At 67.8% G+C, this 26,049-nt stretch carries 19 protein-coding genes; 8 read left to right on the top strand and 11 right to left on the bottom strand.

The annotated features are described in order from the left end of the window. Positions 1–256 precede the first annotated feature (256 nt). Complete coding sequence (locus GGR46_RS20940) at positions 257–1,417, bottom strand: YdcF family protein (protein ID WP_184000128.1); 1,161 nt, start codon at positions 1,415–1,417, stop codon at positions 257–259. Beyond that, positions 1,417–3,933 (bottom strand): TonB-dependent receptor, encoded by a 2,517-nt coding sequence (locus GGR46_RS20935; RefSeq protein ID WP_183999931.1) that lies wholly within the window; start codon positions 3,931–3,933, stop codon positions 1,417–1,419. The genes GGR46_RS20940 and GGR46_RS20935 overlap by 1 nt, the downstream gene beginning before the upstream one ends. A 121-nt stretch (positions 3,934–4,054) precedes the next feature. Between GGR46_RS20935 and GGR46_RS20930 the strand changes: the two genes are divergently transcribed. Beyond that, a complete protein-coding gene (locus tag GGR46_RS20930) occupies positions 4,055–5,188 on the top strand; it encodes an ROK family transcriptional regulator (RefSeq protein ID WP_183999929.1) in 1,134 nt (377 codons plus the stop codon). A 152-nt stretch (positions 5,189–5,340) separates the two neighbouring features. On the opposite strand, the gene GGR46_RS20925 is transcribed toward GGR46_RS20930, so the two are convergent. After that, positions 5,341–6,453 (bottom strand): NADH:flavin oxidoreductase, encoded by a 1,113-nt coding sequence (locus tag GGR46_RS20925; protein WP_183999928.1) that lies wholly within the window; start codon positions 6,451–6,453, stop codon positions 5,341–5,343. 98 nt (positions 6,454–6,551) lie between these two features. Here GGR46_RS20925 and GGR46_RS20920 point away from each other — a divergent pair, with 98 nt between their 5' ends. Then, the gene (locus tag GGR46_RS20920; protein ID WP_183999926.1) at positions 6,552–6,929 is read left to right on the top strand and encodes a winged helix-turn-helix transcriptional regulator; all 378 of its coding nucleotides are present in this window, start codon (positions 6,552–6,554) and stop codon (positions 6,927–6,929) included. Positions 6,930–6,944: 15 nt separating this feature from the next. Here GGR46_RS20920 and GGR46_RS20915 read toward each other — a convergent pair whose 3' ends face one another. From GGR46_RS20915 to GGR46_RS20905, 3 genes are read right to left on the bottom strand one after another with little or no spacing between them, the layout of a single operon-like run. After that, entirely contained in the window at positions 6,945–8,474 is a 1,530-nt protein-coding gene (locus GGR46_RS20915) for a DHA2 family efflux MFS transporter permease subunit (RefSeq protein WP_183999924.1), read from the bottom strand. Between the two features lie 10 nt (positions 8,475–8,484). Next, positions 8,485–9,636 carry an HlyD family secretion protein gene (locus tag GGR46_RS20910; protein ID WP_183999923.1) on the bottom strand — a complete coding sequence of 384 codons (1,152 nt, stop codon included), beginning with the start codon at positions 9,634–9,636 and terminating at the stop codon, positions 8,485–8,487. Beyond that, the gene (locus GGR46_RS20905; RefSeq protein ID WP_183999921.1) at positions 9,629–11,101 is read right to left on the bottom strand and encodes an efflux transporter outer membrane subunit; all 1,473 of its coding nucleotides are present in this window, start codon (positions 11,099–11,101) and stop codon (positions 9,629–9,631) included. The genes GGR46_RS20910 and GGR46_RS20905 overlap by 8 nt, the downstream gene beginning before the upstream one ends. Positions 11,102–11,190: 89 nt before the next feature. On the opposite strand from GGR46_RS20905, the gene GGR46_RS20900 reads away from it, so the two are divergent. Together GGR46_RS20900 and GGR46_RS20895 are read left to right on the top strand one after the other, a co-directional pair. Then, on the top strand, positions 11,191–11,829 hold the full coding sequence (locus GGR46_RS20900; RefSeq protein WP_183999920.1) for a TetR/AcrR family transcriptional regulator: 639 nt from the start codon (positions 11,191–11,193) through the stop codon (positions 11,827–11,829). A gap of 55 nt (positions 11,830–11,884) precedes the next feature. Next, positions 11,885–12,991, top strand: coding sequence for a LacI family DNA-binding transcriptional regulator (locus GGR46_RS20895; protein WP_221262872.1), 1,107 nt, complete (start codon positions 11,885–11,887; stop codon positions 12,989–12,991). A 9-nt stretch (positions 12,992–13,000) separates the two neighbouring features. Here the strand turns inward: GGR46_RS20895 and GGR46_RS20890 are convergent, their stop codons facing one another. Continuing rightward, positions 13,001–13,180, bottom strand: coding sequence for a hypothetical protein (locus tag GGR46_RS20890; RefSeq protein WP_425506593.1), 180 nt, complete (start codon positions 13,178–13,180; stop codon positions 13,001–13,003). Between the two features lie 191 nt (positions 13,181–13,371). On the opposite strand from GGR46_RS20890, the gene GGR46_RS20885 reads away from it, so the two are divergent. The 4 genes from GGR46_RS20885 to GGR46_RS20870 all read left to right on the top strand — a co-directional run bounded on the left by GGR46_RS20885 (position 13,372) and on the right by GGR46_RS20870 (position 16,786). Continuing rightward, positions 13,372–14,013: a peroxiredoxin gene (locus tag GGR46_RS20885; RefSeq protein ID WP_183999918.1), complete on the top strand. Its 642-nt coding sequence runs from the start codon at positions 13,372–13,374 to the stop codon at positions 14,011–14,013. Positions 14,014–14,021: 8 nt separating this feature from the next. Beyond that, positions 14,022–14,981, top strand: a complete 960-nt coding sequence (gene epsC / locus GGR46_RS20880; protein ID WP_343058272.1) for a serine O-acetyltransferase EpsC — start codon at positions 14,022–14,024, stop codon at positions 14,979–14,981. Next, positions 14,978–15,688: a gamma-glutamyl-gamma-aminobutyrate hydrolase family protein gene (locus tag GGR46_RS20875; protein ID WP_183999916.1), complete on the top strand. Its 711-nt coding sequence runs from the start codon at positions 14,978–14,980 to the stop codon at positions 15,686–15,688. The genes epsC and GGR46_RS20875 overlap by 4 nt, the downstream gene beginning before the upstream one ends. Before the next feature lie 366 nt (positions 15,689–16,054). Beyond that, complete coding sequence (locus GGR46_RS20870; protein ID WP_183999915.1) at positions 16,055–16,786, top strand: helix-turn-helix domain-containing protein; 732 nt, start codon at positions 16,055–16,057, stop codon at positions 16,784–16,786. 33 nt (positions 16,787–16,819) lie between these two features. On the opposite strand, the gene GGR46_RS20865 is transcribed toward GGR46_RS20870, so the two are convergent. The 4 genes from GGR46_RS20865 to GGR46_RS20850 form a co-directional block, all read right to left on the bottom strand. Then, complete coding sequence (locus GGR46_RS20865; RefSeq protein WP_183999913.1) at positions 16,820–17,875, bottom strand: alginate lyase family protein; 1,056 nt, start codon at positions 17,873–17,875, stop codon at positions 16,820–16,822. Positions 17,876–17,937: 62 nt separating this feature from the next. Beyond that, complete coding sequence (locus GGR46_RS20860) at positions 17,938–20,997, bottom strand: TonB-dependent receptor (RefSeq protein WP_246426230.1); 3,060 nt, start codon at positions 20,995–20,997, stop codon at positions 17,938–17,940. Positions 20,998–21,365: 368 nt separating this feature from the next. Further along, the gene (locus GGR46_RS20855; RefSeq protein ID WP_183999911.1) at positions 21,366–22,781 is read right to left on the bottom strand and encodes an efflux transporter outer membrane subunit; all 1,416 of its coding nucleotides are present in this window, start codon (positions 22,779–22,781) and stop codon (positions 21,366–21,368) included. Continuing rightward, entirely contained in the window at positions 22,778–26,038 is a 3,261-nt protein-coding gene (locus GGR46_RS20850) for an efflux RND transporter permease subunit (protein WP_183999910.1), read from the bottom strand. Before GGR46_RS20850 ends, GGR46_RS20855 begins: the two co-directional genes overlap by 4 nt. Positions 26,039–26,049 lie beyond the last annotated feature (11 nt).

Genomic DNA, 26,049 nt, shown 5'->3' with positions numbered 1-26,049 from the left:
TCGCGGAACCAGCCATGGTTCGGGTCTTCCTCGATCTTCGAGAAGCCTTCCGCGTCGCCCCGCCAGCTGTCCGGCAGCCCGGCAGAGGCCGAGATATAGTCGGCATAGCGGCGCAGGAAGACCGGGCCGCCCTCGGGTATCGCCTGGATCGCCGCGCGGTCGATCACCGCATGCCCCGTCCCGCCCCAGGCATGGGCGACGGCGGGACACAGCATGAGGGCGGCGGCCAGGGCGATGCGGCGCATCACGGTTCCTTTCAGGGATCGAGGGGATCGCGCGGGTCGACGCGCTCGGACGCCGGGGACGGGCGGAACACCAGTTCGGTGGGCGAGACCCGGCGCATGACCTTGCCGGGCTGATAGCCGAGCTCGGCGGCGTTGCGCTCGGTGAACTTCGCACTTTCGATATAGGCGCTCTGCAGCGGATTGCAGACGATCACCGTCTCCGCCTCCGGCGGCGCGCCGATCCGCGCGAGCAGCCGGCTGGCGTTGCGCAGGTTGGTGGTGGTGTGGCGGGCATAGGGCTCGATGAGGATCGCCTCGGCGGGGACGCCGTAGCGCTCGATCAGCGCCTTGCGCATCTCGTCGGCCTCGGTGAACGGCGTCGCGCGCGGGTGTGCCCGGCCACCGGTAACGATGATGAAGGCGATGTCGCCCTTTGCGAAGCGTCGCGCGGCGAGGCGCAGGTGGTACTTGCCGAACGGGCTGAGCGGCTCGCCCTCGATCTCGGGCCCGACGCCGGTGACGATCATCGCGCTGTAGCGATAGCGGTGCCAGTCGAGCGCCTTCGCCCGCGCCATTGCCGCGGAGTTGGCGCTGCCGGTCAGCGGTTCATGGCCGATCGCATCGGTGCGGTCGCTCACGTCGAGCAAGGCGAGCGCATAGTCGATGCTCGGATCGAGCCGCTGTGCCGATCCGTCGCGCGGTGTCTCGGCGATCCAGTCGGCGGCCTGGAGGCGCGTCAGGTGATCCTGGGGCGAGACGGTGCCGGGGCCATCGATTGCGGTGGCCGGGATCGCCCCCAGCGCATAGGTCCGCACGATCAGGTTGATGCCGGCGATTTCACGATCCGCCTGCGCGGCAGCGCCATCGTCCGCGGCGGGAAGGCCCGGCACCTGCGCAACGGCGCGACGCACCGCATCGGTTTCGCGATCGCTCCAGAGCAGCGCCTGCGCGCGGCAGACGAGATCGGTCCCGCACGCGGCCCGGCGCTCCCGCCGCGCGCGCAGCACGCTATCCATGCCGGGGGCCCTGGCGATACGCTCGAGCGTCGCGGGATCGTGCCCGGCCGCATCGAGCAACGGGAAGAGCCGCGCGGACAGCGTCGCCATCACCCCGTCGCCCACCGCCGCCTCGGCCGAAGCCGGGGCGGCGAGCACCGTTACCGCAAGCGCGGCAGCGGAGAGCAGGGCCCGCATCACCAGCTGCGGCTGACGATGAGGCGGAAGTTCCGGCCGAACAACGGGCGGCCGTAGATCGCCTGGCTGGAGCCCTGGCCGGCGAACTGGTCGGTGCGCGTGTTGCCCTCGGTCAGGCCATGGGCGTTGAACAGATTGTCCCCGACCACCTGGAAGCGCCAGGCACCCCAGTCGAGCGACGCGCCCGCGCCGGTCGTCTGGTAGCCGGGCATCGCCGTGCGGTTGAAGAGGTCGACGTAGCGGCGGCCGACCCATTCGAAGCGGCCGAAGAGCGAGAGCTTCTGCGCGCCCAGATCGAAGTCGAAACTCGGGCGCAGATTGCCGAAGAACTTTGCCTCGCGGATGATCTGGTTGCCGTTCACCGCACTCGGATCCGCGCCCGAGGTATTTTCGAGATTGGCATATTCCGGATTCTGCCAGGTCACCGAGCCGTCGAGCGAGAACCAGCGGACCGGCACGACCCGGCCATCGACCTCGACGCCCTTGACCGAGGCCTCGCCAATGAACGGCAGCGTCTGGTCGTTGCGGCCGGTCAGCGGGTTGAACGCCGCGAACGAGGCGTTGAACGGGTCGAACTTGGTGTAGAAGCCAGTCGCATAGAGATAGTTCGGACCGAAGCTGGCCTTCAGGCCGACTTCATACTGGCGCGCCTTGGTCTTGACGATCGTGGCGTTGATGCCGCTCACCACGCCCATCTGCGGCGGCACCTCCAGGTTCGAGATGCGGCCATAGGCGCCGAAATGGCCGTTCAGGTCGTAGTTGAGGCCGACCGTCCAGTTGGTCGCGTTGGGCTTCAGCCGCTGGTCGAGCACCTGGCCGGTGAAAGCGCGGGTGGTGTCGTCGGCGAGCGTGGTGGCGTCACCGAGATTCACCTGGGTGGTCGGCAGCGCGATGCCCTTGTAGCTGTAGCGCTCGGTACGGATGCCGGCATCGAGGCGCAGGCCGCGGGTGATATCCCAGGTGTCGTTCGCGTAGAAGGCGATCATCTGCGCATCGGCTTTGCCCTGGTTGAGCGTGGTGGTGTAGCGCAGCACGCCGTTCTGGGTGACCGAGCCCAGCACCTGACCGGTCGCCGAATAGGCGACCAGATCGAGCGTGCGCGGCTGGCTGCGCACTTCGATCAGCATGTCCTGATAGGCCTGGAGCAGCGTGTTGCCGTAGAACGAGCCGTACATGCCGACGCGCAGATCGTGGGTGCCGATGCCGGTCTCGAACTTGCGGGTGACGCTGAGGTCGCCCTGCACCGAGTAGAAATCCGATTCCGAGGCGCGATACTGGCCGGACATGACCAGGCCCGACGCAGTCGAAGGATCATAGGCCGTCGCGCCGTTGGTGCCCGCAAGGGCATAACCGAGCCGCGTGACATTGGGACCGAAGGCGGTACGCGCGGCGGTCAGGTAACCGGCGGAGAAGGTGGTCGCATCGGCCGGGTTGGTGGTCGAGTAGAAGGCATCGAAGCTCGACTTGCCCTTGGTCCCGCCGACCTTGGCGGAAACCTGCCAGCCGCTGAAGTCCGCCTCGTAATCGATCGCCGCGTTGAAGAAGCGCATGTGGCGGCCATCGGAGAGATCGCGCTGCATGCTCTGCAGCCCGCCGGCGCCGTCGCGATACTTGATGTTGACGTTGCGCAGCGACGGCGAGTTCATCGTGCCGGTGAAATAGTCGATATAGGGATTGAGCGAGACCGCCGGGTTGCGCGGATCGTTGGTCGGGATCGGCAGATAGAAGACGTTGTGGTCGTTCACATATTCGACCGAGAGCTTGACGAAGCCGTTGGTCAGCACGCGCTTGAGGTTGGCGCGGATCTGGCCGCCCTTGTCGCTGGGGAAGCCGGCATAGCGATAGCCGTCATGCTGGCGCAGGAAGCCGCCGATCGCGAAATAGGTGTTGTCGCTGATCGGGCCGGACTGCATCGCGTCGAGCCGATAGAGGCCGGTATCGCCCAGCGTGAGCTGCGCCTTGCCGCGCGCCTGCGGGCCGCCCGACACGGTGATGTTGTTGGCGATCGCCGCCGCGCTGCTGGCATAGATCGGCGCCGGGCCGCCGCGCACGATCTCGACCCGCTCGGTCATCAGATCGTAGCGGTTCATGCCTTCGCCGGAGTTGAAGAAGACGCCGTCGATCTCATGGTAGAGCGGCAGCCCGTCCTGCTGGAAGATCAGATAGCCGCGATCGGTCGGGATACCGCGCACGCGGGTGATGTTCTGCACCTCGCCGCCGGTCGCCTCGACCTGGATGCCGGGGACGGTGCTGAGCAGGTCGGCGAAGCTCTTCGGCGCGATCTTCTGGACGTCCGCCTGGCTGAGCGAGTTGACCGCATAGGAGACGTCGAAGCGACGCTGCGCGCGCGCCGAGCCGGTGACGATGATGTCCGCGCCCGCGTCGTCAGAAGTTTGCGCCGGGTCGGCGGCCGGCGTGTCGGCCGCCGGCGTGTCGCTGGCCTGCGCGAAGGCCGGCGCGGACAGCACGCTGAGCGCGAGCACCGCGCAGCCGGCGGCGAAATTGTGCTTCTTCATCGGATCGGTCCCCCGAGATTTTGTGAACTCGCAGGCCCGATGGGCGGTGCCGATGACAGATTTATTTATTTCTGGGAAAATTAATCGCAGCCTTCGAACCGGGCTGCTATTGGCCGCGGAGATGAAGCATCCACCGGTCACGCTGCTCGAGGAGGAGAAGCGACTGCTCTGGCAGCTGCGCACGCGCGGCCCGCAATCGCGGTCCGCGCTGGCGGAGACGCTGCAGATCAGCAACGGCGCCATCTCCAAGCTGACCAGGACACTGATCGGGCAGGCCCTGATCGAGGAATTGCCTGCCGAGGCGCTGGCGGGGCGGGGCCGTCCGACGGTACCGCTGCGGATATCCCCGGCCGGGGGCTATGCCGTCGGGCTGGCGATCTATGCCGGGCTGCTGGAAATCGCGCTGGTCGATTATGCCGGGGGCGTGGTGTCGCTCACCTCAGAGAAGATCGAGCCGATCGACCCGCAGGGTTTCGCCCGCCATGTCGATCGCCGCATCCACGAGCTCGCGATCGAGCACCGGCTGCTGGGGAGCCGCCTGTACGGCGTCGGCTTCAGCGTGCCCGGCCCTGCCCTGTCGCGCGACGGCAATCGCTGGCACGTCGTCCGCAACCTGCCCGGCTGGAAGGACGCGCCGCTGCGAACGATCTTCGAGGAAGCCCTGCGGCTGCCGATCTGGATCGAGAACGATGCGACGGCCGCGGCGCTCGCCGAATATTATCTGGGCGGGCTGATCCAGCGCTGCACCACCGCGGTGGTGATCCTGCTCGGGCATGGCGTGGGGGCGGGGATCGTCCATGAAGGCCGGCTGATGCGCGGCGAAACGGGCAGCGCCGGCGAGATCGGCATGTTCTACCCGGGCAACCAGCCGCGCCCGACGACGCTCGACCTGATCGCGACGCTGCAGGCGGCCGGATGCAAGGTCGGATCGCTGGCCGATTTCGCGGAGGCGATCCCGGGATATGAGGCGACGATCGATCAGTGGCTGGAACGGGCCGCCGATCAGCTCCTCCAAACGATCAACTCGGCGCTTGCCTGGTTCGATCCGGGCGCCATCCGGCTGATGAGTCCCTTGCCGTCCGCGATCATGCACGGACTTGCCGATCGGCTGAACCGCCGGGCGATCAAGTGGGGCGACCATATCGCGGAGAGCGAGAAGGAGCGCTACGACATCGAGATCTCGCGGCTCGGTGGCGCCGGCTCCGCGCTGGGTGCGGCGCTGCTGCCGATACATGCCACGGTAGCGCGATCATGACGCCAGGATTGAACCATCGCGGCTGAACCGAGGCCGCGAGCAACGGATATGTCTGGCCTCTCGCGTCGCGCTTCGCCGCGGCCACACGAGCATGTCCGCCATCTCCGCAAGCCCGGGCGGAGCGATCCCGGGATCGCCCCGCCCTTCGCAGCTCAGACCAGCTCGGCCAGTGCCGAGCGGTCGAAGCCCTTGAGGTCGGCGGTATCGCCGGTGCGGATCTTCTCGACCCAATTCGGATCGCTGATCAGCGCGCGGCCGACGGCGATCAGGTCGAACTCGTCGCGCTCCATCCGCGCGACCAGCTTCTCGATCCCCGCGCTGGTCGAAGCCTCGCCGCCGAACGCCGCGATGAACTCGCCCGACAGGCCGACCGAGCCGACGCTGATCGTCGCGGCACCGGTGAGCTTCTTGGCCCAGCCGGCGAAGTTCAGTCCCTCCTCGCCGTCGATCTCCGGGAATTCGGGTTCCCAGAAGCGGCGCTGCGAGCAGTGGAGGATATCGACGCCGGCCTCGACCAGCGGCTGCAGCCAGTCTTCCATCAGCTGCGGCGTCTCGGCGAGGCGCGCGGCGAAGTCCTGCTGCTTCCACTGGCTGACGCGCAGCGCGAGCGGATAGTCCGGGCCGACCGCGGCACGCACCGCCGCGATCACCTCGCCGGCGAACCGGGCGCGCTCGCGGATCGAGGCGCCGCCATAGCGATCGGCGCGCTCATTTGTGCCCGACCAGAAGAACTGGTCGATCAGATAACCATGCGCGCCGTGCAGCTCGACCAGGTCGAAGCCCAGGCGCTTGGCATCGGCCGAGGCATTGGCAAAGGCGGCCACCGTATCGGCGATCGCTTCCTCGCTCATCACCTGCCCGCGCGGCGTGCCCGGCCCGAGCAGGCCCGAGGGGCTCTCGACCGGATCGGCCGGCTCCCAGCCGCCCTGGCTGCGCGTCGAGCCGGTGTGCCAGATCTGCGGGCCCATCTTGCCACCGGCGCCGTGCACCGCGTCGATCACGCCCTGCCATCCGGCCAGTGCCTGCTCGCCGTGGAAGAAGGGGATGCCGGCTTCGTTGCGCGATGCGGGACGGTCGATCACCGTGCCTTCGGACAGGATCAGGCCGACACCACCCTCGGCGCGCCGCCGATAATAGGCCGCGTTGGGCTCGCCCGGGATGCCCTCGGGCGCGAAGCTGCGCGTCATGGGGGCCATGACGATACGGTTCTTCAGGCGGAGACTGCCGAGTTCGAAGGGTCGGAACAGAGTGTCGCTATCGGGCATGTGGGCGAAATCCATGTTGGTTGGACGCAACTAGGTATATCATGTAAACCTGGGTGCAAGAACGCACCTGCAATCGCCCAGGTATATCGGAGGAAACCTTGCCCATCTGCGATCCCGCCCATTTTTCGGCCGAATGCCCGAGCCGGCAGCTGCTCGATCAGATCGCCGACAAATGGTCGATGATGGTACTGGCGGTGCTGGATGGCGGGCCGCTGCGCTTCAACGCGATCAAGCGGCTCCTGGAAGGCGTGACCCAGAAGGCACTGACCCAGTGCCTGCGCCGGCTGGAGCGCAACGGGATCATCCTGCGCCGCGTGCTGCCGCTGTCGCCGGTGGCGGTGGAATATGAGATCACCCCGCTCGGCCGTTCACTCCAGGGGCCGTTCAAGGCGCTGCACGTCTGGACGTTCGAGCATCTCGCGGTCGTCGAGGTCGCGCGCCAGGAATTCGATGCGCGGACGGCCGCCCAGGCTTAGGGCGGCCGCCCTGCTTCAGTGCGCCGCCCCGGGACCGACCGCACGGGTGGGGCGCGGAGTCAGCCAGATGATCATCGCGGCAGCCACGAAGACGATCGCCGAGAGCAGGAAGATGTGGCTCGTCGCCAGCGCGAAGGCTTCCTTGTCGACCAGCTGGACGATCGTGGCACGCGCCTGATCGAGCGAGAAGCCCTGGGCCGTCAGCGCATCGACGGTGCCGTTGCTGTTGAGCTTCGAAGTGATCTCGCTGCGCGCCACCCGGGCGCTGTCGTCCCAGGCGGTGGTCGCGATCGAGGTGCCGATCGCGCCCGCCATCGTCCGCAGGAAGCTCATCACGCCCGCCGCCGATGCCGTCTCCTCCGGCCGCACCGAGCCCAGCGCGAGCGTGGTCAGCGGGATGAAGAAGAAGGGCATGCCGATGCCCTGGAGCAGCTGCGGGAAGGCGAGGCTCCAGAAATCGGCCTGGCTGTTCCAGTGGACGCGGAGCAGCGAGGTGAAGCCGAGCCACAGGATGCCGAAGCAGACCAGCGCGCGCGGATCGGCCTTGGTGCTCAGCTTGGCGACGATCGGCGACATGATGACCGCCGCCACGCCGGTGAAGGCCGTGGCATAGCCGGCATAGGTCGCGGTGTAGCCCATGCTGGTCTGCAGCCATTGCGGGATGATCACCGCCGAGGCGAAGAAGGTCGCGAAGGCGAAGGACAGGGATGCCACCGCCACGGTGAAGCCCCGGTGGCGGAACACCCGCAGATCGACGATCGGCTGGTCCTCGGTCCCTTCCCAGGCGAGGAACACCAGGAAGCCGATCAGCGCGATCACGCCGAGCATCACGATGGTGGTATCGTTGAACCAGTCATGCTCGCGTCCGAGATCGAGCATGATCTGCAGCGCGCCGATCCACAGCAGCATCAGCATCAGGCCCACCCGGTCGACCCGCAGCTGGCTGGTCGGGGTCTCGACCTTCGAGAGCAGGCGCGTCGCGCCGAACGCGCAGAGCGCGGCGACGGGGATGTTGATGAAGAAGATCCAGTGCCACGACCAGCTGTCCGAGATCGTGCCGCCGAGGATCGGGCCGAGGATCGGCGCGACGACGGTGGTCATCGCCCAGACGCCCATCGCCTGGGCGCGCTGCTGGGGCGGGAAGATGCGCATCAGCAGCGTCTGACTGAGCGGCATCAGCGGGCCGCCGCACAGGCCCTGGCCGATACGGCAGGCGACGAGCATGCCGAGCGAACTCGACAGGCCGCACAGCACCGAGAAGACGCCGAAGCCGATCATCCCGAAGGTGAAGGTGCGCACCGTGCCGAAGCGGCCGGCGAGCCAGCCGGTGAGCGGCACGCAGACTGCCTCCGCCACGGCATAGGAAGTGATGATCCACGTCCCCTGGCTGCCCGAGATGCCGAGGCTGCCGGCGATGTGCGGCACGGAGACGTTGGCGATGGTGGTGTCGAGCACCACCATGAAGTTGGTGAGCGCGAGCACCACGCCCGCAAGGATCAGCGACACGCCCTTCAGCGGCGCCATTTCCTCGGCCTTGCCGTTCATGGCCCGATCCTCAGTTCTTGGAGACGTCGATCTCGGCGTCCATGGAAAGGCCGACGCGCAGCGGGTGCTCGGCGAGCTGCTTCGGATCGAGCGCGACGCGCACCGGCAGGCGCTGGACCACCTTGATCCAGTTGCCCGTGGCGTTCTGCGCCGGGATCAGCGCGAAGGACGAGCCGGTGCCGCCCGACAGGCCGACGACCTTGCCGTGATATTCGACGCTGCCGCCATAGAGGTCGGACTTGAGCGTGACCGGCTGGCCGACCTTCACGCGGGTCAGCTGGCCTTCCTTGAAGTTGGCGTCGACATAGAGCTGGGCGACCGGGACGATCAGCATCATCTGGGTGCCGGGGGCGACACGCTGGCCGACCTGGACGTTGCGGCGGGTGACCACGCCGTCGATCGGCGCGCGGATCACGGTGCGCTGCAGGTCGAGCTGGGCCTGTGCCACCTTGGCCTGCGCCGCGAGCACCTCGGGCGCCGAATTGGCGGTGGTGCCGCTGATCAGCGCGTTGTTGGCCGCCAGCTCGCCGCTGGCCGCGCCACGGGTCGAATTGGCCTGGGCGACGCCGGCGCGCGCCAGCTCCAGATTGGCCTTGGCCGAGGAGAAGGCGTTGGTCGCCGAGGTGAGCTCCTCACCCGACACCGCGCCATTGGGGGCGAGGCGCTGACGTCGGGCGAGGTCCACCCGCGCCTTCTCGAAGTCCGCCTCGGCGGCGACGAGCTGGGCACGGGCTCGGGAAATATCGGCGCTGCGGGCCTGGACCTGCGCGGCGAGCGCCGCGCTGGTGGCCGAGGTCTGGCCGTACTGGCGGCGGGCCTTGGCGAGATCGGCCTCGGCCTGGGCGAGCGCGATCCGCGCGTCGCTGTCGTCGAGCTGGACGAGGATGTCGCCCTTCTTCACCGCGGCGGTGTCCCCCACCGCAACCGACGTGACCTGGGCGGCGACCAGCGGCGTCACGCTGGCGGTGTCGGCGCCGACATAGGCGTTGTCGGTGCTGATGTAGTGGCTGCCGACCAGCGCGTACCAGCCGCCATAGCCGACACCGGCGACCAGCACTGCGCCGGCGATGCCGGTCAGCAGCCGCCTGCGCAGGCTCGGCTTGGCGGGGGCCTCCGGAGCGGCAGTGTTCGCGACATGGAGATTGGGTTCGGCATCAGCCATGGGTCGAGTCCTTGGAAGCGGCGTTCGCTGCCGCGGTGTTGGTGGAAAAGCCGCCGCCCAGCGCGCGGACCAGCTGGACGTCGAGCGTGAAGGCCCGCGCCTCGAGGTCGGCGACGATCTGGCGGTTCTGCAGCACGGCCTGCTCGGCGGTCAGCACGTCGAGGAAGGTCGACAGGCCACCCTCATAGCGCTGGCGGGCGATCGAATAGGCGGCTTCGGAGTCGCTGAGCGCCTGGCGGCTTTCGGAAAGGCGAGTGACCAGCGCGTTCTTGCTGGTCACCGCATCGGCGACTTCGCGATAGGCCGTGGTGACGGTCGAGTCATAGGTGGCGACCGCTTCGTCGAAGCTTGCGCGCGCGCCCTTGTACTGGCCGGCGAGCGCGCCGCCGCGGAAGATCGGCAGGCTCACCGCCGGGCCGACCGAGCCATAGGTCGATCCACTCTTGAACAGATTGTCGAGCCCGAACGCCTGGAAGCCGATCAGCGCGCTGATGTTGACCGAAGGGTAGAAGTCGGCGCGCGCGACCTTGATGCGGCTGGCCGCGGCTTCGACCCGGGCGCGGGCGGCGGCGATGTCAGGGCGGCGGCCGATCAGGTCGGTGGTGACGCCTGCCGGAAGCCCGTGCGTCTCGGCCGGGCCGGCGGGCAGCGCGATGGCCAGGCCGCGATCCGGTCCCTTGCCGAGCAGCGCGGCAATCCGGTTGCGGGTGAGGCCGATCGCCTCGTCGGTCGCGGCGAGATCGGCGCGGGCGGCGGGAACGGCGGCGTCGGCCTGCTTCAGCTCGGCGCGGGTATCGAGGCCGTTGGTGACGCGGTCACCGACCAGCTTCTGCGTCTGGGTGCGCAGTTCGAGCGCCTTGGCCTGGACGGCTCGCTGCGCGGCAAGGCGGGCGAGATCCGCATAGGCGCTGGCGATGCTGGTCGAGAGGACGAGGCGCGACTGCTCGAGCTCGATCCGCGCGGCCTCGGCATCCGAGGTGGCGGCGGCGAGCGAGGCGCGGTTCTTGCCCCACAGGTCGAGATCGAAGCTCAGATTCGCATCGACATGGCCGCTGTCGTTCCAGCCCTTGGGCACGAAGGCGGCGGGGATGCCGTTATTGTAGCTCTGCTTGCCCTCGGTCGCGCCGGCCTGGACGCCGACCGACGGGAGCAACGCGGCGCCGGCCTGCTGGGCATAGCCCTGGGCCGAGCGAAGCCGCGCGGCCGCAGCGGCGAGATCGGGCGAGTCAGCCAGGCCCTCGGCGATCAGCCCGCTCAGCTGGGTATCGTCATAGGCGCTCCACCAGTCGTTCGCGGGCCAGTTTGCGGCGTTCGCCTGGGTGCCCAGCGACTGGTCGGCGGCATAGGCCGTCGCCGCGCGCACTTCGGGGCGGGCACCGAGGTTCGGCACCGGCGCACAGGCGGAAAGCAGCGCGGTCCCGGCGGTCGCGGTGAGCAGCAACGGGCGTAGAAAGAATCGAGTCATGATTTAAATACCGTACTGTCTGGTACGGCGATGCAGATGGTTGCAGTGCAGCATCTTGTCAAGACAAAATCGTACCCTATAGTACGGTTATGACAAAAATAGTGGAGAAGGCACCCGGCAAGCGGGAGGCGCGCAAGGAGGAACGCCGCGAGGCGATCCTGGCGATCGCCAAGCGCGTGTTCCTCGATCAGGGCTATTCCGGCGCGTCGATGTCGGCGATCTCGGCCGAGCTGGGCGGCTCCAAGGGAACGCTGTGGAGCTATTTCCCGTCCAAGGAAGAGCTGTTCGCCGCCGTGCTCGACGACGCGACCAAGGAGTATCGCGCCCAGCTCGCCGACGTACTCAAGCCGGGCGAGGACGTGCACGCGGCCGTGCGCCAGTTCTGCAAGGGGTTCATCGCCAAGGTCTCCTCGCCCGACGGATTGCGGCTGCACCGGCTGATCGCGTCCGAAGTCGCGCGCTTCCCGGAGATCGGCGAAATCTTCTACCGTCGTGCCCCCCTGCCCACCCAGCAGATGCTCGCGGCATTCTTCGAGCGCGCGATGGACGCCGGCACGCTGCGCCGAGCGGATCCCCTGTTCGCGGCACGTGTGCTCGCCTCGCTCTGCCTGGGCGTGCAGCAGCGCATGATCTGGGGGTTTGCGCTGTCGGCGGCCGAACGCGACCACGAAGCCGCAGAGATGGCGGATATATTCCTGCGCGCCTTCGCCCCCGATCCCGCCGCCTAGGCTCGCGCATTTTGGGTTGCCGCTTCGGCGGCGCCTGTGCCACGCATCGCGGCCAATGATGTCGCCGCCGTCCAAATCCTCGCCGATCCCGGGCGCGCAAGGCTCGGAGGCCGTTCGCCTCGGTCGTCCACCGACGATCGACGACGTCGCGGCGCTCGCCGGCGTCGGCCGCGCCACCGTGTCGCGGGCACTCAACGACCAGGCGCATGTCAGCGAGCGGATGCGCGACCGGGTGATGCGCGCGGTCGAGGCGCTCGACTACCGGGTCAATCCGCAGGCGCGCAACCTGGCGACGCGGACGAGCAAGACGCTCACGCTGATCAACTGCAATTCGCGCGATGCGCCGCCCAATTCCCATTATTTCGCCGCGATCGAGCTGGGCGCGCTGAGGGCCGCGGCGGCGGCCGGCTTCGAGCTGCAGACGCTCATCCTCCACATCGAGGACGAGGATCGCGACGATCGCCTGCTCGAGCTGTTCACCTCGGGCCGCGCGGCCGGGCTGATCCTCTCACCCCCGCTTTCCGCGGACGCCGCGCTCGCCCGCCGGCTGATCGCGCAGGGCTGCCCGGTGGTGTGCATCTCGCCGAGCGAAGAGGCGCGCACGCTGCTCCCCAGCGTGAGCTTCGACGAGGAGGCGGCCGGCTATGAGATAACCCGGCACGTCATCGCCGCCGGCCACCGCCGCTTCGGTTACATGCTCGGGATCGAGGCGCATCCCGCCGCCGAACGCCGCCACACCGGCTTCCTGCGCGCGCTGGCCGAGGCCGGGATCGGCATGGACACGGTGACCGCGCTGCGCGGGGACTTCAGCTTCAAATCGGGCGTGGAGCTGGCCGAGGCGCTGCTCGACCGCCCCGACCGCCCCACCGCCATCGTCTGCGCGAATGACGACATGGCGGTCGGCACGATGTTCGCCGCCCAGCGCATGGGCCTGGCCCTGCCCCGCGACCTCACCGTGGTGGGCTTCGACGATGCGCCGGTAACCGGCTATATCTGGCCGCCGCTGACGACGATCCACCAGCCGATCGGCCAGATGGCGACGCGCGCTGTCGAGCGCCTGGTCGAGACGCTGCTGCGCGGCCATGGCACCGAGACGCCGAGCTTCGACAGCGTCGCGCACCATCTGGTGCTGCGCGATTCGGTGGCGCCGCCCCGCGAATAAGCGGGAATGCTATTTCTTCGGCGTGACCCAGACATGGACCGGTACCACCACCTTGCCCGGCGCGGGCTTGCCGATATCGACGCGGTCGATCGCGACCAGCTCGCCGCTCTCGAGATTGAACGAGGCCCAGGGCTTGGGCATGCGGCCGAAGCTCATCTTCTGGATCGGCTGGCCGGTGGTCGAATTCATGACGGTAGCAATAACGGGCATTTGGCGGGCCGTAGCCAGCCGGTGCGGCGGCTGTCCAGTGGTGGCGGCACGCTATCCACAGCCTAGTTTCGCCATGCCCCCACTGAAGCATTTGTTTATTCACCTACTAATTCAGTAGGATATTCTAGTCCCCAGAAACCGGCCTGATACTCCCAGCCCAAGGTGACCCGATGTCGCTCAAGCTCTTCGATACCGTTCCCGACTTCACCCAGGAATCGACCTTCGGCACGCTCAATTTCTATGATTGGGCGGGCAAGGACTGGGTGGTGCTCTTCTCGCACCCGCGCGACTTCACGCCGGTGTGCACCACCGAACTGGGCACCGTCGCCCGGCTCAAGCCCGAGTTCGACAAGCGCGGGGTGAAGGTGATCGGCCTGTCGGTCGATCCGGTCGACCGTCATCTCGACTGGGCGAACGACATCGCCCGCACCCAGGGCTCGGCGCTCAACTTCCCGCTGCTCGCCGATGTCGATCGCCGCATCTCGGAGCTGCTCGGCCTGATCCATCCCAACGCGTCGGACACGGTGACCGTGCGCACCGTCTTCGTGATCGATCCGCAGAAGCGCGTGCGCCTCACCCTCACCTATCCGGCCTCGACCGGGCGCAATTTCGACGAGATCCTGCGCACGATCGACAGCCTGCAGCTGACCGACAACCACAAGGTCGCCACCCCCGCCGACTGGCAGCAGGGCGAGGACGTGATCATCCTCCCTTCGGTCGGTGCCGAGGAGGCACGCGCGCTGTTCCCTGCCGGCTGGACCGAGCACACCCCTTACCTGCGCACCGTCGCGCAGCCCGATATCGCGCATTGAGCGAACCCGTGACGGCATCTCCTCTCTCGTCGCCATTTTCGGCGGAGATCGCCGGTGCGGTATCCGCGCTCAATGCGGCGCGCTCGGCCTGGCGGGAACGCCAGGCCGGGCGCCACGCGGTGACCCGCTTTCCCTCGCCCGCGGTGCTGGCCGAGGTGGTCGAGCATCTCTCCGCCGCGCTCTTCCCCGCCCGGCTCGGCGGTTTCCGCGGCGGGCCGGCGCGCGAGGATGATTTCGTCGCCGAGCATCTCGACCAGGCGTTCCGGCTGCTCGGGCAGGAGATCGGGAACGAGCTCGATTACTGGCAGCGTGAGTCCGACCAGCCCTTCGATCCCGACCAAGCCGAGGCGATCGTCCGCCTGTTCGCGGCAACGCTGCCCGAGATCCGCGCCGCGATCGACGCCGATGTCGAGGCAGCATTCGTCGGCGATCCCGCCGCGCGCAGCGTCGACGAGATCTTGGTCTCCTATCCCGGCGCATTGGCGATCCGCTATCACCGCATCGCCCACGAGCTGCACGCGCTGGGCGCGGTGATCGTCGCGCGCATCGTCTCCGAGCTCGCCAACGCCCGCACCGGCATCGACATCCATCCGGGTGCGACGATCGGGCACAGCTTCTTCATCGATCACGGCACCGGCGTGGTGATCGGCGAAACCTCGATCATCGGCCGCAACGTGCGGCTCTACCAGCACGTCACCCTGGGCGGCCGCAGTCCGCTGGGCCTCGCCCCCGCCGGCCCGCGCGAGCGTTTCGCCCGGCACCCGATCCTGGAGGACGATGTGATCGTCTATGCCGGCGCGACCATCCTCGGGCGGGTGACGATCGGGCGCGGCAGCACGATCGGCGGCAATGTCTGGCTGCTCGACGACGTGCCCGCCCACAGCGTGGTGGTGCAGCCCGGCGCGCAGCGGCTCGAAGACAGCGATGCGCACCATATCGGCGCCCGGCTGGCGGAGCATGGCGCATGAAACCGCTGATCGGCGTGCTTTGCTGCAACGAAGTGTCGGAGCGGCCGATCCAGGCGGTGGCGAGTCGCTTCATCTCGCCCTTGTCCAAGCTTTCCGACGCGACCGTGCTGCTGGTGCCGGCGCTTGCCGACACGCTCGATGCCCGGTCGATCGCCCGCCGGCTCGACGGGCTGCTGCTCACCGGCTCGCGCTCCAACGTCGCGGCGCATCGCTATGGCGGCAGTTGGGACCAGACTCCGCTCGACGAGCAGCGCGACGAAGTGGCGCTGGCGCTCGCCGGCGCGATGATCGATGCCGGCCGCCCGGTGTTCGGCATCTGCCGCGGATTGCAGGAGCTCAACGTGCTGTTCGGCGGCACGCTGCGCGGCGATCTCGACGGCCATCACCTCGAGGATGACAGCCGGCCCTTCGAATGCCTGTTCACCCATGGCCATGACGTGACGCTCACCGAAGCCGGCGTGCTCGCCGCGGCGACGGGCGAGACGCGGCTCGCGGTCAATTCGGTGCACCGCCAGGGCATCGACCGGCTGGGCACCGGCCTCGACATCGAAGCGCTGTCGCCCGAGGACGGGCTGGTAGAGGGCTTCTCCGCCCGGCCCAACGGTGCGCCGGTGCTGGCGGTGCAATGGCACCCCGAATGGCATGTCGAGCGCCAGGCCGGCAGCCAGGCCTTCTTCCGCCTGATCGGCGAGGCACTGGCCGCCTGATCGGTCGCATCCGGACCCAATGGGTCCGAAGGCCTGCACCATGCGTTGACCCAGCAAGGTGGGCAGCGATGCCGGACTTCGATCGGCATCCTCCTTCTGCCGAAACGCGCGCGTTCCTTTCGCGCGACCAGCCGCCCGGTGCGGCCGCCCGACATAAGCAGGAGCACCAACATGGGTTGTGGTGCGCAACCTCGGCTCGACCCTAGATGAATGGATGCGGGCGCTCCCGCCCCGGCCCAGCCCGACCGCCAGGGATCTGGTTAGGTGTCGGGGGCATCCGCTGCGGCATTTCGCTTCCACGGGATGAAATGGCGGAACCGTACGTGGAAGGGGGACCGGCATGCTTGACGACAGGGTGATGAACGCGTGAGCCAGGCGACCCTGGCCCCTCCCCCAGCGATACCCGCATTCCGCAGACTCGCCGCACTCGCGCCATTCGACGCGCGCGCCGACATCGCGTTGCGCGACGCCGCGCGCCGTGCGCGCCGCATCCCGATCCGGCAGGAACTGCTCTCCGAGGGCAAGCCGGTCATGGATCCGCAGATCCTGCTCTCCGGCTGGGCGGCACGCACGCGCATCCTGCCCGATGGCCGCCGCCAGATCATGGGCCTGTTGCTGCCCGGCGACCTGATCGGCCATTGCTACCAGCCCGAGCCGCTCGCGACCTCGACGATCGTCGCCTTGACCGACCTGGAAATCTGCCCCGCCCCCTCGGCGGAGGATTTCCCCTCGCTCTCCTGCGCCTATGGGATCAGCCACGCGCTCGACGAATCGTTCCTGCTCGCCCAGATCACCCGGCTCGGCCGGATGAACGCCTATGAGCGATTGGCCGACCTATTCCTCGAGTTGCTCGAGCGCCTGTCGATGGCCGGGCTGACCAGCGAAGGCGCGTTCGACCATCCGCTGACGCAGGAGCTGGTCGCCGACGTGACCGGGCTCACTCCGGTACACGTGAACCGGGTGGTGAAGACGATGCGGCAGGACGGCGAGGTGCTCTGGGCGACCGGCTATCTCGTCCTCACCGCCCCAGGGGCGCTGGCGAGCCGCATCGGCTGGGCGCCGTTCCGCGTGTCGCTCTCGATGCCGCAGCGCCAGTAGCTGGCGGCCGGCACTTCGAGGCCTCCGGCTCCCTCAGCGCCCGGACAGTAGCAGCCAGTCGTCGGGCTGGCGCTTCTCCCGCTCGGCGAGCCTGGCCGCGAAGTCGCGATAGGCCGGTGCCAGCCGGGTGGCGAGCGCATAGGTGTTCACGGCGTTGCCCGGATCCCAGGGATGCGGCGCATATTCCTTCTGCCCCGCGCCCGCGCGGTCGCGATCGAACTGGATCCGCGAATTGACGAACTCGATGTGGGTCTTCTCGCCGGTCGCATAGGGCTCGAGCCATTTGACCGCACCGGCCAGGCTCGATCCGGTCGGGCTCTTCCAATTGTACCAGTCCTGGCCGTGCGCCTTCGCTGCGAGCGCCGCCATCAGCATCGGATCGAGATTGTAGGTGACATAATGGAGCGCGTCGCGCTCGTAGAAGTCGAACACCGATCCGTCGGGCCGGATATTGCCGCTCACCTGCTTCTCGAAGGCCCCGCGCGCCCGCTCGATCAGCTTGGCATCGCCGGTCTCGAACGCCGCCATGGTCGCCAGCTTGATGCGGTGGCTCTGCCAGTTGGTGTGGGAATTCTTCGGGCTGCCGTCCATCGCATCGAGATAGCCGGCCGCCATCCTGCGCCAGAAGCCGTCGAGCTTGGCCCTGAGCGCCGGGCTGAGATCGGCCTCGGTCAGGTCGGTGGCGAGTAGCAGCGTGTCGAACCCGGTCTCGTCGATCGGGTTGAACGACATCTGATAGGTGTCCGCCCAATTCTCCAGATAGCGTGCCGTCTGGTCGAGATAGCGCCGCTCGCCGGTCAGCCGCCAGGCGAGCGCCAGCGCGATCACGATCGGCTGGTCCTGCTTCGCCTTGAGGCTGATCTCGCGAATGCCCTTCCCGGGCAGCGTGCCTTCGGTGTGGAGCTGCGGGATCGCGCCGGGCGGACGATCGAGCGCCGCATCGGCCCGGGCGAGCACCTTGCGCGCGACCGGATCGCCCGCCGGCACGCCCTTGGCGAAATCGACGCCGAGGATCGCATGATCCTGAGCAAGGGCAGGAACCGAGCCGAGCGCCAAGAGCAACGCGGCGCTGGAGACAAGGAACTTCATCGGGCGGGCCTTCACCAGAGGGAAGCGGAGCGGCGCAACCCAGCCGCTCCGCTTAGGGGATGCTAGAAGTTGGTACGGACCGTCAGCGTATAGGTTCGCCCGTCATAGTCGATGCGCCGCGGCAGCATCGGGTCGTTCTCATATTCCGAGCGGGTCGCGTTGGTCAGGTTGAACGCGTCGAGCGAGATCGAGAAGTTCTTCATGATGTTGAGCGAGGCCGAAGCGTCGAGCTGGCTGCGCGCCTTCACCGTGCGGGCATCGCCGACGAAGCTGTTGCCGGCGGCCAGATCGTATTTGCCGCGATGGTTGAACACCATCCGCAGCCCGAACAGCTTGGTCTCGTAATAGCCGATCAGGTTGATGTTGTGCTTGGCGACGCTGGGCAGCGTGATCGGGTTGCCCGCCGTGTCCTTGCCGTCGATCTGGGTGTAGGTGTAGTTCGCCGCACCGCCGAGATACTTCAGGAAGCCCGGCAGGAAATCGAGGTTCTGCTGGACCGAGACCTCGAGGCCGCGCACCCGCATCGGATTCTGGTTGGTCAGGCCGCTTGCCCGGACGATCGCATTCACCAGCGTGCCGCCGGCGCCGATGAACTGGTTCGAGCTCACGCAGTTCGGGCCGACGATGCTGAGATTGCCGAGGCCGTAGTCGATGCCGTTGATCCGGCCGTTCGCCGGGCAGAGCACGTTCTGGTCGGTGATCGGGCCGATATAGCCGTTGATGTTCTTCTGGTAGACCGCGATCGCAAAGGCGCCGCCGGGGCGGTTATACCATTCGAGCGACAGGTCGAACGAGTTCGAGGTGTAGGGCTTGATGTTGGTCGCGCCGATCGTCACCGAATAGACCGGATCGACCGCCGGGGTGAGTACTTCGGGCACCTGCACGAACGAGATCGGCACGGTGTCGCGCGGCTGCGGGCGGACATAGGTCTTGTAATAGGCGCCGCGCAGGATGAGGTTCTTGGCTAGGTCCGCCGCGAACATCGCCGAGGGCAGCCAATAGTCGTAATGGTCCTTGTAGACCCGGTTCGACATGCTGTGGTTCAACGGCCCGACCACGCCCGAGAGCGCGCTGGCGCAGTTGCGGCAGTCGAGCGCGTCGATCTTCTGGTCGGTCGTCTCGTAGCGCACGCCGGCATTGCCGCGGACATGGATACCGAAGATCTCGGTATCGAACTTGCCCATGATATAGGCGGACATCACCTTCTTGGTGTTGGTGAAGTTGTTGTTCCAGTAATTGGCGTCCCAATAATTGTTCACCAGCCCATAGGGGGTGAGGAACACGCCGCCGCTGCCATAGACGAACTGGCCTGGCAGGCCGTTGGGGTTGGCGGTGGTCCGCGGCCCGATGTTCACCGGGGTGACCGCGCCCAGCACCTGGTTGATGTCGAGATTGCGCCAGTTCTGGGTATAGCCGCCCGCCGTGCCGCCGAAGAAATCATTGGCATAGGGAATCGCCTGCGACATGGCCGGGGTGACATTCCCGGTGTTCGCGCCCAGCGACGTGTTGCGCGAGCCGATCGAGGTATATTCGTTGCGCTCATAGCGCATGCCGACCTGCACGGCGGACAGGAAGCTGTCCTCGAACGTCCGCTCGAGATCGAGCTGGATCGCATCGAGCGCATTCCAAGACTGGCCGTTGGTGCCGGTCACGCCGAAGCGATCGCCCTGGGTGCCCGCCACCTGGCCCGGCATCTGCGCGCCCGCCTGGGTCGCCTGGTTCGCCGCCGAGGGCAGCGGATAGCCGCCGGTCGGGATGTGCGAGGCATTGGGCGTGTTCAGGACGAACTTCGCATCCTGCAGGCTGGTGCCGCCGGTGAAGATCGATGCGGTGATGCCGTTCAGCCCCGCCGAGCCCAGGTTGCGATAGGGGTTCTGGATGATGTCCAGCTCGATCTGGTTGGCGAGCACCTGCGCGCGCGAGATCGTGCCCTGCGCGGTCACCCGCCACTGGTCGTCCTTGAACTCGATCGTCGGGTTGACCGCCCAGGTCTTCTGCTTCGCCGGCTCGGAGCGGATCGAGTCATAGGTCTGCAGATTCTCGGCCGAGAACTGGTTGATGTAGGCGCGCGGCCCGCTCGAGGTCTGCACCACATAGGGCGTGCCCAGGCTGGTGAAATGCGCCACCGCCGAGGTTGGGGCCAGCGCGGTGTTGGTGTTGTTGCCCGCAGAGGTGTCGATGTAGAGAAGGTGGTTCAGGCCCTTGTCGAGGTTGCGCTCGGTGTAGAAGCCGGTCGCCCCGAACTTGAGCGTGTCGCTCGCCTGCCATTCGTAGCCGGCCGCGCCGGTGAGCAGATGGCCCTGGTTCATGCGGACGAACTGGCGGACCTGGCTCGGATAATAGACCCCGCCCGGATACTGCGCCATCAGCGCCTGGTAGGTCGGGTTGCTCGCCGCCGCCTGCTGGTTGCCGACCTGGATCGCGCCGAGGCGATTGGCCCAGGTGTTGACCGAGATGGAGTCGCGGCGGAACTTCTCGTCCTTGTAGGCGACGACGCCGAACACCGCGAAATTGTCGGTGATGTGCGCATTGTAGCCGGCCGAGAAGGCCGGGCTGCCCAGGTCGCCCAAGTCGTTATATTCGTACGAAGCCTTGGCCCAGCCGCCGGCCTTGCGGCTCAGCGCCGAGGCGATCCGCAAGTCGACATTGCCCGAAAGGCCGCCGGCCAGGTTCGCCGCGGAGGGCGACTTGATCACGGTGATCGCCGAGAAGATGTCCGAATTGAACGCGCCGAGCGGCGTCGACGAGGTGTTGGTCGCGCTGCCTAGGATCGGATCGGCGAAGCCGCCGCCGTTCAGCGTGGTGCGCGCGAACGAGCCCGGCAGGCCGCGCAGCGAGATGGTCGCGTTGCGCGAATCGGCCTCGCGATTGATTTGCACGCCCGGAATGCGCTGCACCGCCTCGCCGACGTTGAGGTCCGGGAAGCGGCCAAGGCCGTCGGACGAGATCGAATCGGTGATCTGATCGGATTCGCGCTTGATGTTGAGCGCATCGGCATAGGCCCGGCGGAAACCGGTCACCACGATCTGGTCGTTCGCCGTGGGTTCCTCGGCCTGGGGCGCACTGGCCTGACCGTCGGTGGTATTGGTACCGCTATTCTGGGCGAGCGCAGGCGCCGCCATCAGGACGGCGCAAAGCGCCGAACTGGCAAATAGAGTAGTCCTTCGCATGACTCTCCTCCCCGTCTGTTCCGGCTTTTGTGATTGCCAGTCCGTGCTGGCCACCGGTGTCAGGCCAATAAGGCCGATTGAACGACGGGTGTCAATAGAATGGTCAGGCCACATTTGATTATTGGTCGGGCAGAATGCCCGGCACGCAGACGATCCGCCTGCCAAAGCCCTGTAGCTGCGGCATTTTGCGCATGCCCATGCGGGCTGTGTCCAGTGGGATTTTCAGCTAGGAAGGTGCCGCGAACGCGCATCGCGAACGCAAACAGCCGCGTCCCCGCGCGCCATTAGGCACGCGGGGCGCGGGGGCGGGGGTTGGCAGGTCAGCCCTGGGGAGACTGCTGCCACCCCCCGCCAAGCGCGAGGAACAGGGAAACGGTCGCATCGGAGAAGTCCGATTCGGCCTGGGCGAGCGACAGCTCGTTCGTGGCCAGCGAGCGTTCGGCATCGAGCACCGTCTGGAACGGCTCGGCACCCGCGCGGTAGCGCAGGCGCGCGATGCGGGCGGCCTCGCCGCTCTGGTCACGGCCGCGGCGCAGCGCCTCGACGCGCTGGCCCTGCGCCACATAGGCGGCAAGCGCGGTCTCGGTATCCTGCAGCGCGGTCAGCCAGGTGCCGTCGAAGCTCGCCAGCGCGGCATCCGCCCCCGCCTTTGCCTGGGCGACGCGCGCACGGGCGACGCTCATGTTCGGGAAGCTGAACGAGACCAGCGGCCCGATGCTGAAGCGGAAGCTCGAGCTCTTGAACAGGTCCTTGGGGTCGAGCGCGGTCGTGCCGATCGAACCGCCGATCGAGACGTTCGGATAGAGATCCGCGGTGGCGACGCCGATCTGCGCGGTGGCCGAGGCCAGCTTGCGCTCGGCGGCACGGACATCGGCACGGCGCGCCAGCAGGGTCGCGCCATTGCCGACCGGGATCGCCTGGCGGACCACCGGCACGGCCTCGCAGCCCGCGACGTCGGTCGGCGCTTCGGACGGCGGCTTGCCGGTGAGCACCGCGAGGCGGAACAGGGCCGCCTTGCGCTGCGCCTCGATCACCGGGACGCTGGCGCGGGTCTGCTCGAGCAGCGCGGCGCCCTGGGCGGTCTCCAGCCCGGTGCCACGCCCGCCCGCTTCGAGCCGGCGGGTCAGGTCGAACGTGTCTTCCTGCAGCTTGAGCGTGCTGTTCGCGACCTTGAGCTGCTGGCCGGCGGCACAGGCATCCGAATAGGCCCGGATCGTCTCGGCGACGACGGTCACCCGGGCCAGGTCATAGGCGGCCTGGCTGGCGCCGACATCGGCCCGCCCGGCTTCGATGCCGCGCGCGATCTTGCCGAACAGGTCGACCTGATAGCTGGAATCGAGGCCGACGGTGTAGGTCTCGCCCTCGAACGACGCGTTGGGGATGCCCATCGCGGCGCCCGGCTGGCGCGAATGGGTACCCTGTGCCGACAGGTTGGTCATCGGCAGGCGCTGGGCGCGGGTCTCGCGCAGGGCGGCCCGGGCCTGGCGCAGGTTCGCCGCGGCGACGCGCAGATCGGTGTTGGCGGTCAGCGCCTCGCCGACCAGCCGGTCGATCACCGGCGTGTCGTAGAGCTTCCACCAGTCCGCGGGCGGCTCGTCGGGCACGAAGCCCGGCGCGTTCGCCTGGGTCAGCTCGCCCTGGGCCGGCGCCTTGGACGCCGGCGAGACATAGTTGGGGCCGACCGCGCAGCCGGCCAGCGACAGGCCGGCTGCGGTCAGGATGAGGGTACGCTTCATTGCGCTTCTCCCGTCGCGGCAGCGGGCGTCTGCGGCGCCGCCGGCGGATTTTGCTCGTGGTGCGCGACCTTCCCGCGGCCGAGCTTGCGCATCAGCACGTAGAAGATCGGTGTGAAGACCAGGCCGAAGATGGTCACGCCGATCATGCCGAACACCACGGCGGTGCCGAGCGACTGGCGCATCTCCTGGCCCGGGCCGCTGGCGATCGCCAGCGGGATCACGCCGAAGATGAAGGCGAACGAGGTCATCAGGATCGGGCGGAGACGCGAACGGGCCGCGTGGACCGCCGCATCGAACCGGTTCATGCCCTCTTCCTCGCCCTGCTTGGCGAACTCGACGATCAGGATCGCGTTCTTCGCGGCCAGCGCGATCAGCACGACGAGGCCGACCTGGGTGAGGATGTTGTTGTCCATCCCCCGCAGGTTCACGCCGAGCAGCGCCGCGAGGATGCACATCGGCACGATCAGGATCACCGCGAGCGGCAGCGTGAGCGCTTCGTACTGGGCTGCCAGTACGAGGAACACGAACACCACGGCGAGGACGAAGATCAGCGCCGAGGAGCTGCCCGCCGCCTTCTGCTGATAGGCGAGGCCGGTCCATTCATAGCCATAGCCCTGCGGCAGCACCTTGGTGGCCATCGCCTCCATCGCCGCGAGCGCATCGCCCGAGGAGACGCCCGGCGCCGCCTGGCCCTGCAGCTCGACTGCGGGGAGCAGGTTGTAGCGGACCACGCGCGACGATCCGGAATCGCGCACGAAGTTCGCAACCGCCGAGATCGGCACCATCTGCCCGCTCGACGAGCGGACCTGGAGACGGCCGATATCGTCCATCTGGTCGCGGGCGTTCGGCTCCGCCTGCGCGGTCACCCGGAAGGTGCGGCCAAGCAGGTTGAAGTCGTTGACATAGGTCGAGCCGATATAGGTGCTGATCGCGTCGAACACCTGGGCAGGTTGCACGCCCAGGATCTGCGCCTTGTCGCGATCGACATCGGCACGGATCTTCGGCGTCGCGGTGTTGAACAGCGAGAAGACCTGGCTGACCTTGTGCTCCTGCATGGCCGCGCCCATCATCGCGCCGGTCGCGGCTTCGAGCCCGCGCCAGCCGCCATTGGCCGACTTGTCCTCGACCATCATCACGAAGCCCGAACCGTTGCCGAGGCCCTGCACCGCGGGCGGTGCGATCATGAAGATGTTGGCGCCGCTGATCTGCCCGGCGATCGCGCCGGTGAGCTGGCCGGCCAGCGCCTCGGCGCTCTGCTTCTTGCCGCGCTCGGACCAGTCCTTGAGCTTGATGAAGATCACGCCCGCATTCGACGCCTGGCTGAAGCTCGCGCCGTCGAGGCCGGCGAATGCCGCGCCGTCGATCACGCCGTCGGTCTTGGCGGCGATGTCATAGGCCTTGGCGACGACTTCGCTGGTGCGGTCGAGCGACGAGCCCGGCGGCAGTTGGACGACGCCGATCAGGAAGCCCTGATCCTGCTCGGGGATGAAGCCGGTCGGCGTGGCGGTCAGGCGCCAGCCGGTCAGCGCCAGCAGGCCCGCATAGACGATCATCATGATCAGGCCCATGCGGATCAGGCGGCTGGTGACGCGGCCATAGCGATCCGACAGCCAGTCGAAGCCCTGGTTGAACTTCTCCGCGCCGACCTTGATCGGACGCATCCAGCGCGGACCCCTGTCGGCATCCATATGCTGGTGCGGCTTGAGCAGCAGCGCGGCGAGCGCCGGCGACAGGGTGAGCGAGACGAGCAGCGAGATCGCCGAGGCGGCGGCGATCGTCACCGCGAACTGGCGGTAGAAGATGCCGGGAATGCCGCCGACCATTGCCGTCGGGATGAACACCGAGACGAGCACCAGGCCGATCGCGACCAGCGCGCCGGACACTTCCTTCATCGTCAGGTGCGCGGCCTCGCGCGGGTGCTTGCCCTCGCGGATGTGCTTTTCCACCGCCTCGACCACGACGATCGCGTCGTCGACCACGATGCCCACTGCGAGCACCAGTGCGAAGAGCGACAGCGAGTTGATCGAATAGCCCAGCGCCAGCTGCACCGCGAAGGTGCCGACCAGCGCGATCGGGATGGCGACGATCGGGATCACCGCCGCGCGCCAGGTCTGGAGGAAGATCAGCACGACGACGACGACGAGGACCACCGCTTCGAGCAGCGTGTGCTGCACGGCTTCCACCGATGCCGAGACATATTCGGTCGGGTTGTAGGGAATGCTGTACTGAAGGCCCTGCGGGAAGTCCTTCTTCAGCGTGCCCATTTCCTTCAGCACCAGGTCCGCCGCGTTGAGCGAGTTGGCGCCCGGCTGCTGGACGATGGCGAGTGCGATGCCGCGCTTGCCGCCGAACGAACCCTGGATCGAGTAATCCTGGCTGCCCAGCTCGATCCGCGCGACGTCCCCCAGCTTGGTGAGCGCCGCGCCCGAGGGATCGGACTTGATGACGATGTTCGAGAACTGCTGGACGCTGGCCAGGCGGCCCTGCACGTCCACCGGCACTTCGAACGACGGGCTGTCCTTGCCCGAGGGCGAGGAGCCGAGCGCACCGCCCGCGGTCTGGACGTTCTGCGCCTGCAGCGCGGCAATGATCTCCGTGGAGGTCAGGTTGCGCGCGGCCGCCTTGTCCGGATCGATCCAGACGCGCATCGAATAGTTGCCGCCGCCGAAGATCTGCACCGAGCCGACGCCTTCGAGGCGCAGCAGCCGGTCACGGATCACCGTGTTGGCGTAATTGCCCATGTAGTCGACATCGAGGCTGTTGTCGGGCGAGGTCAGCGCCACGATCATCAGGAAGCCCGATTCCTGCTTGTTCACCGTCACGCCGATCTGGCGAACCTGATCGGGCAGGCGCGGCAGCGCGAGGTTGACGCGGTTCTGCACCAGCACCTGCGCGGCATCGAGGTCGGTGCCGGGCTTGAAGGTGACAGTGATCTGGCCCGCGCCCTGGGTGGAGGACGAGCTCATGTAGAGCATGCCCTCGACGCCGTTGATCTCCTGTTCGAGCGGCGCGGCGACGGTCTCGGCGATGATCTCCGGCGAGGCGCCCGCATAGGCGGCCTGCACCGAGATCGTCGGCGGGGCGATCTCCGGATATTGCGACAGCGGCAGCAGCGGATAGCAGAAGGCGCCGATCAGGGTGATGAACACCGAGATCACTGCGGCGAAGATCGGCCGCTCGATGAAGAAGCTGGAGAATCCGCTGCGCACGGGCGCCTGCGGAGGCTGGGAGGCCGGTACGGCCTGGGTATCGCTCATCGCGCCGTTCC

Source organism: Sphingomonas kyeonggiensis (genome assembly GCF_014196745.1).
GTDB classification, from domain to species: domain Bacteria; phylum Pseudomonadota; class Alphaproteobacteria; order Sphingomonadales; family Sphingomonadaceae; genus Sphingomonas; species Sphingomonas kyeonggiensis.
Note: the sequence above shows the minus strand (reverse complement) of the source record. Positions and strands in the feature narration are given on the sequence as shown.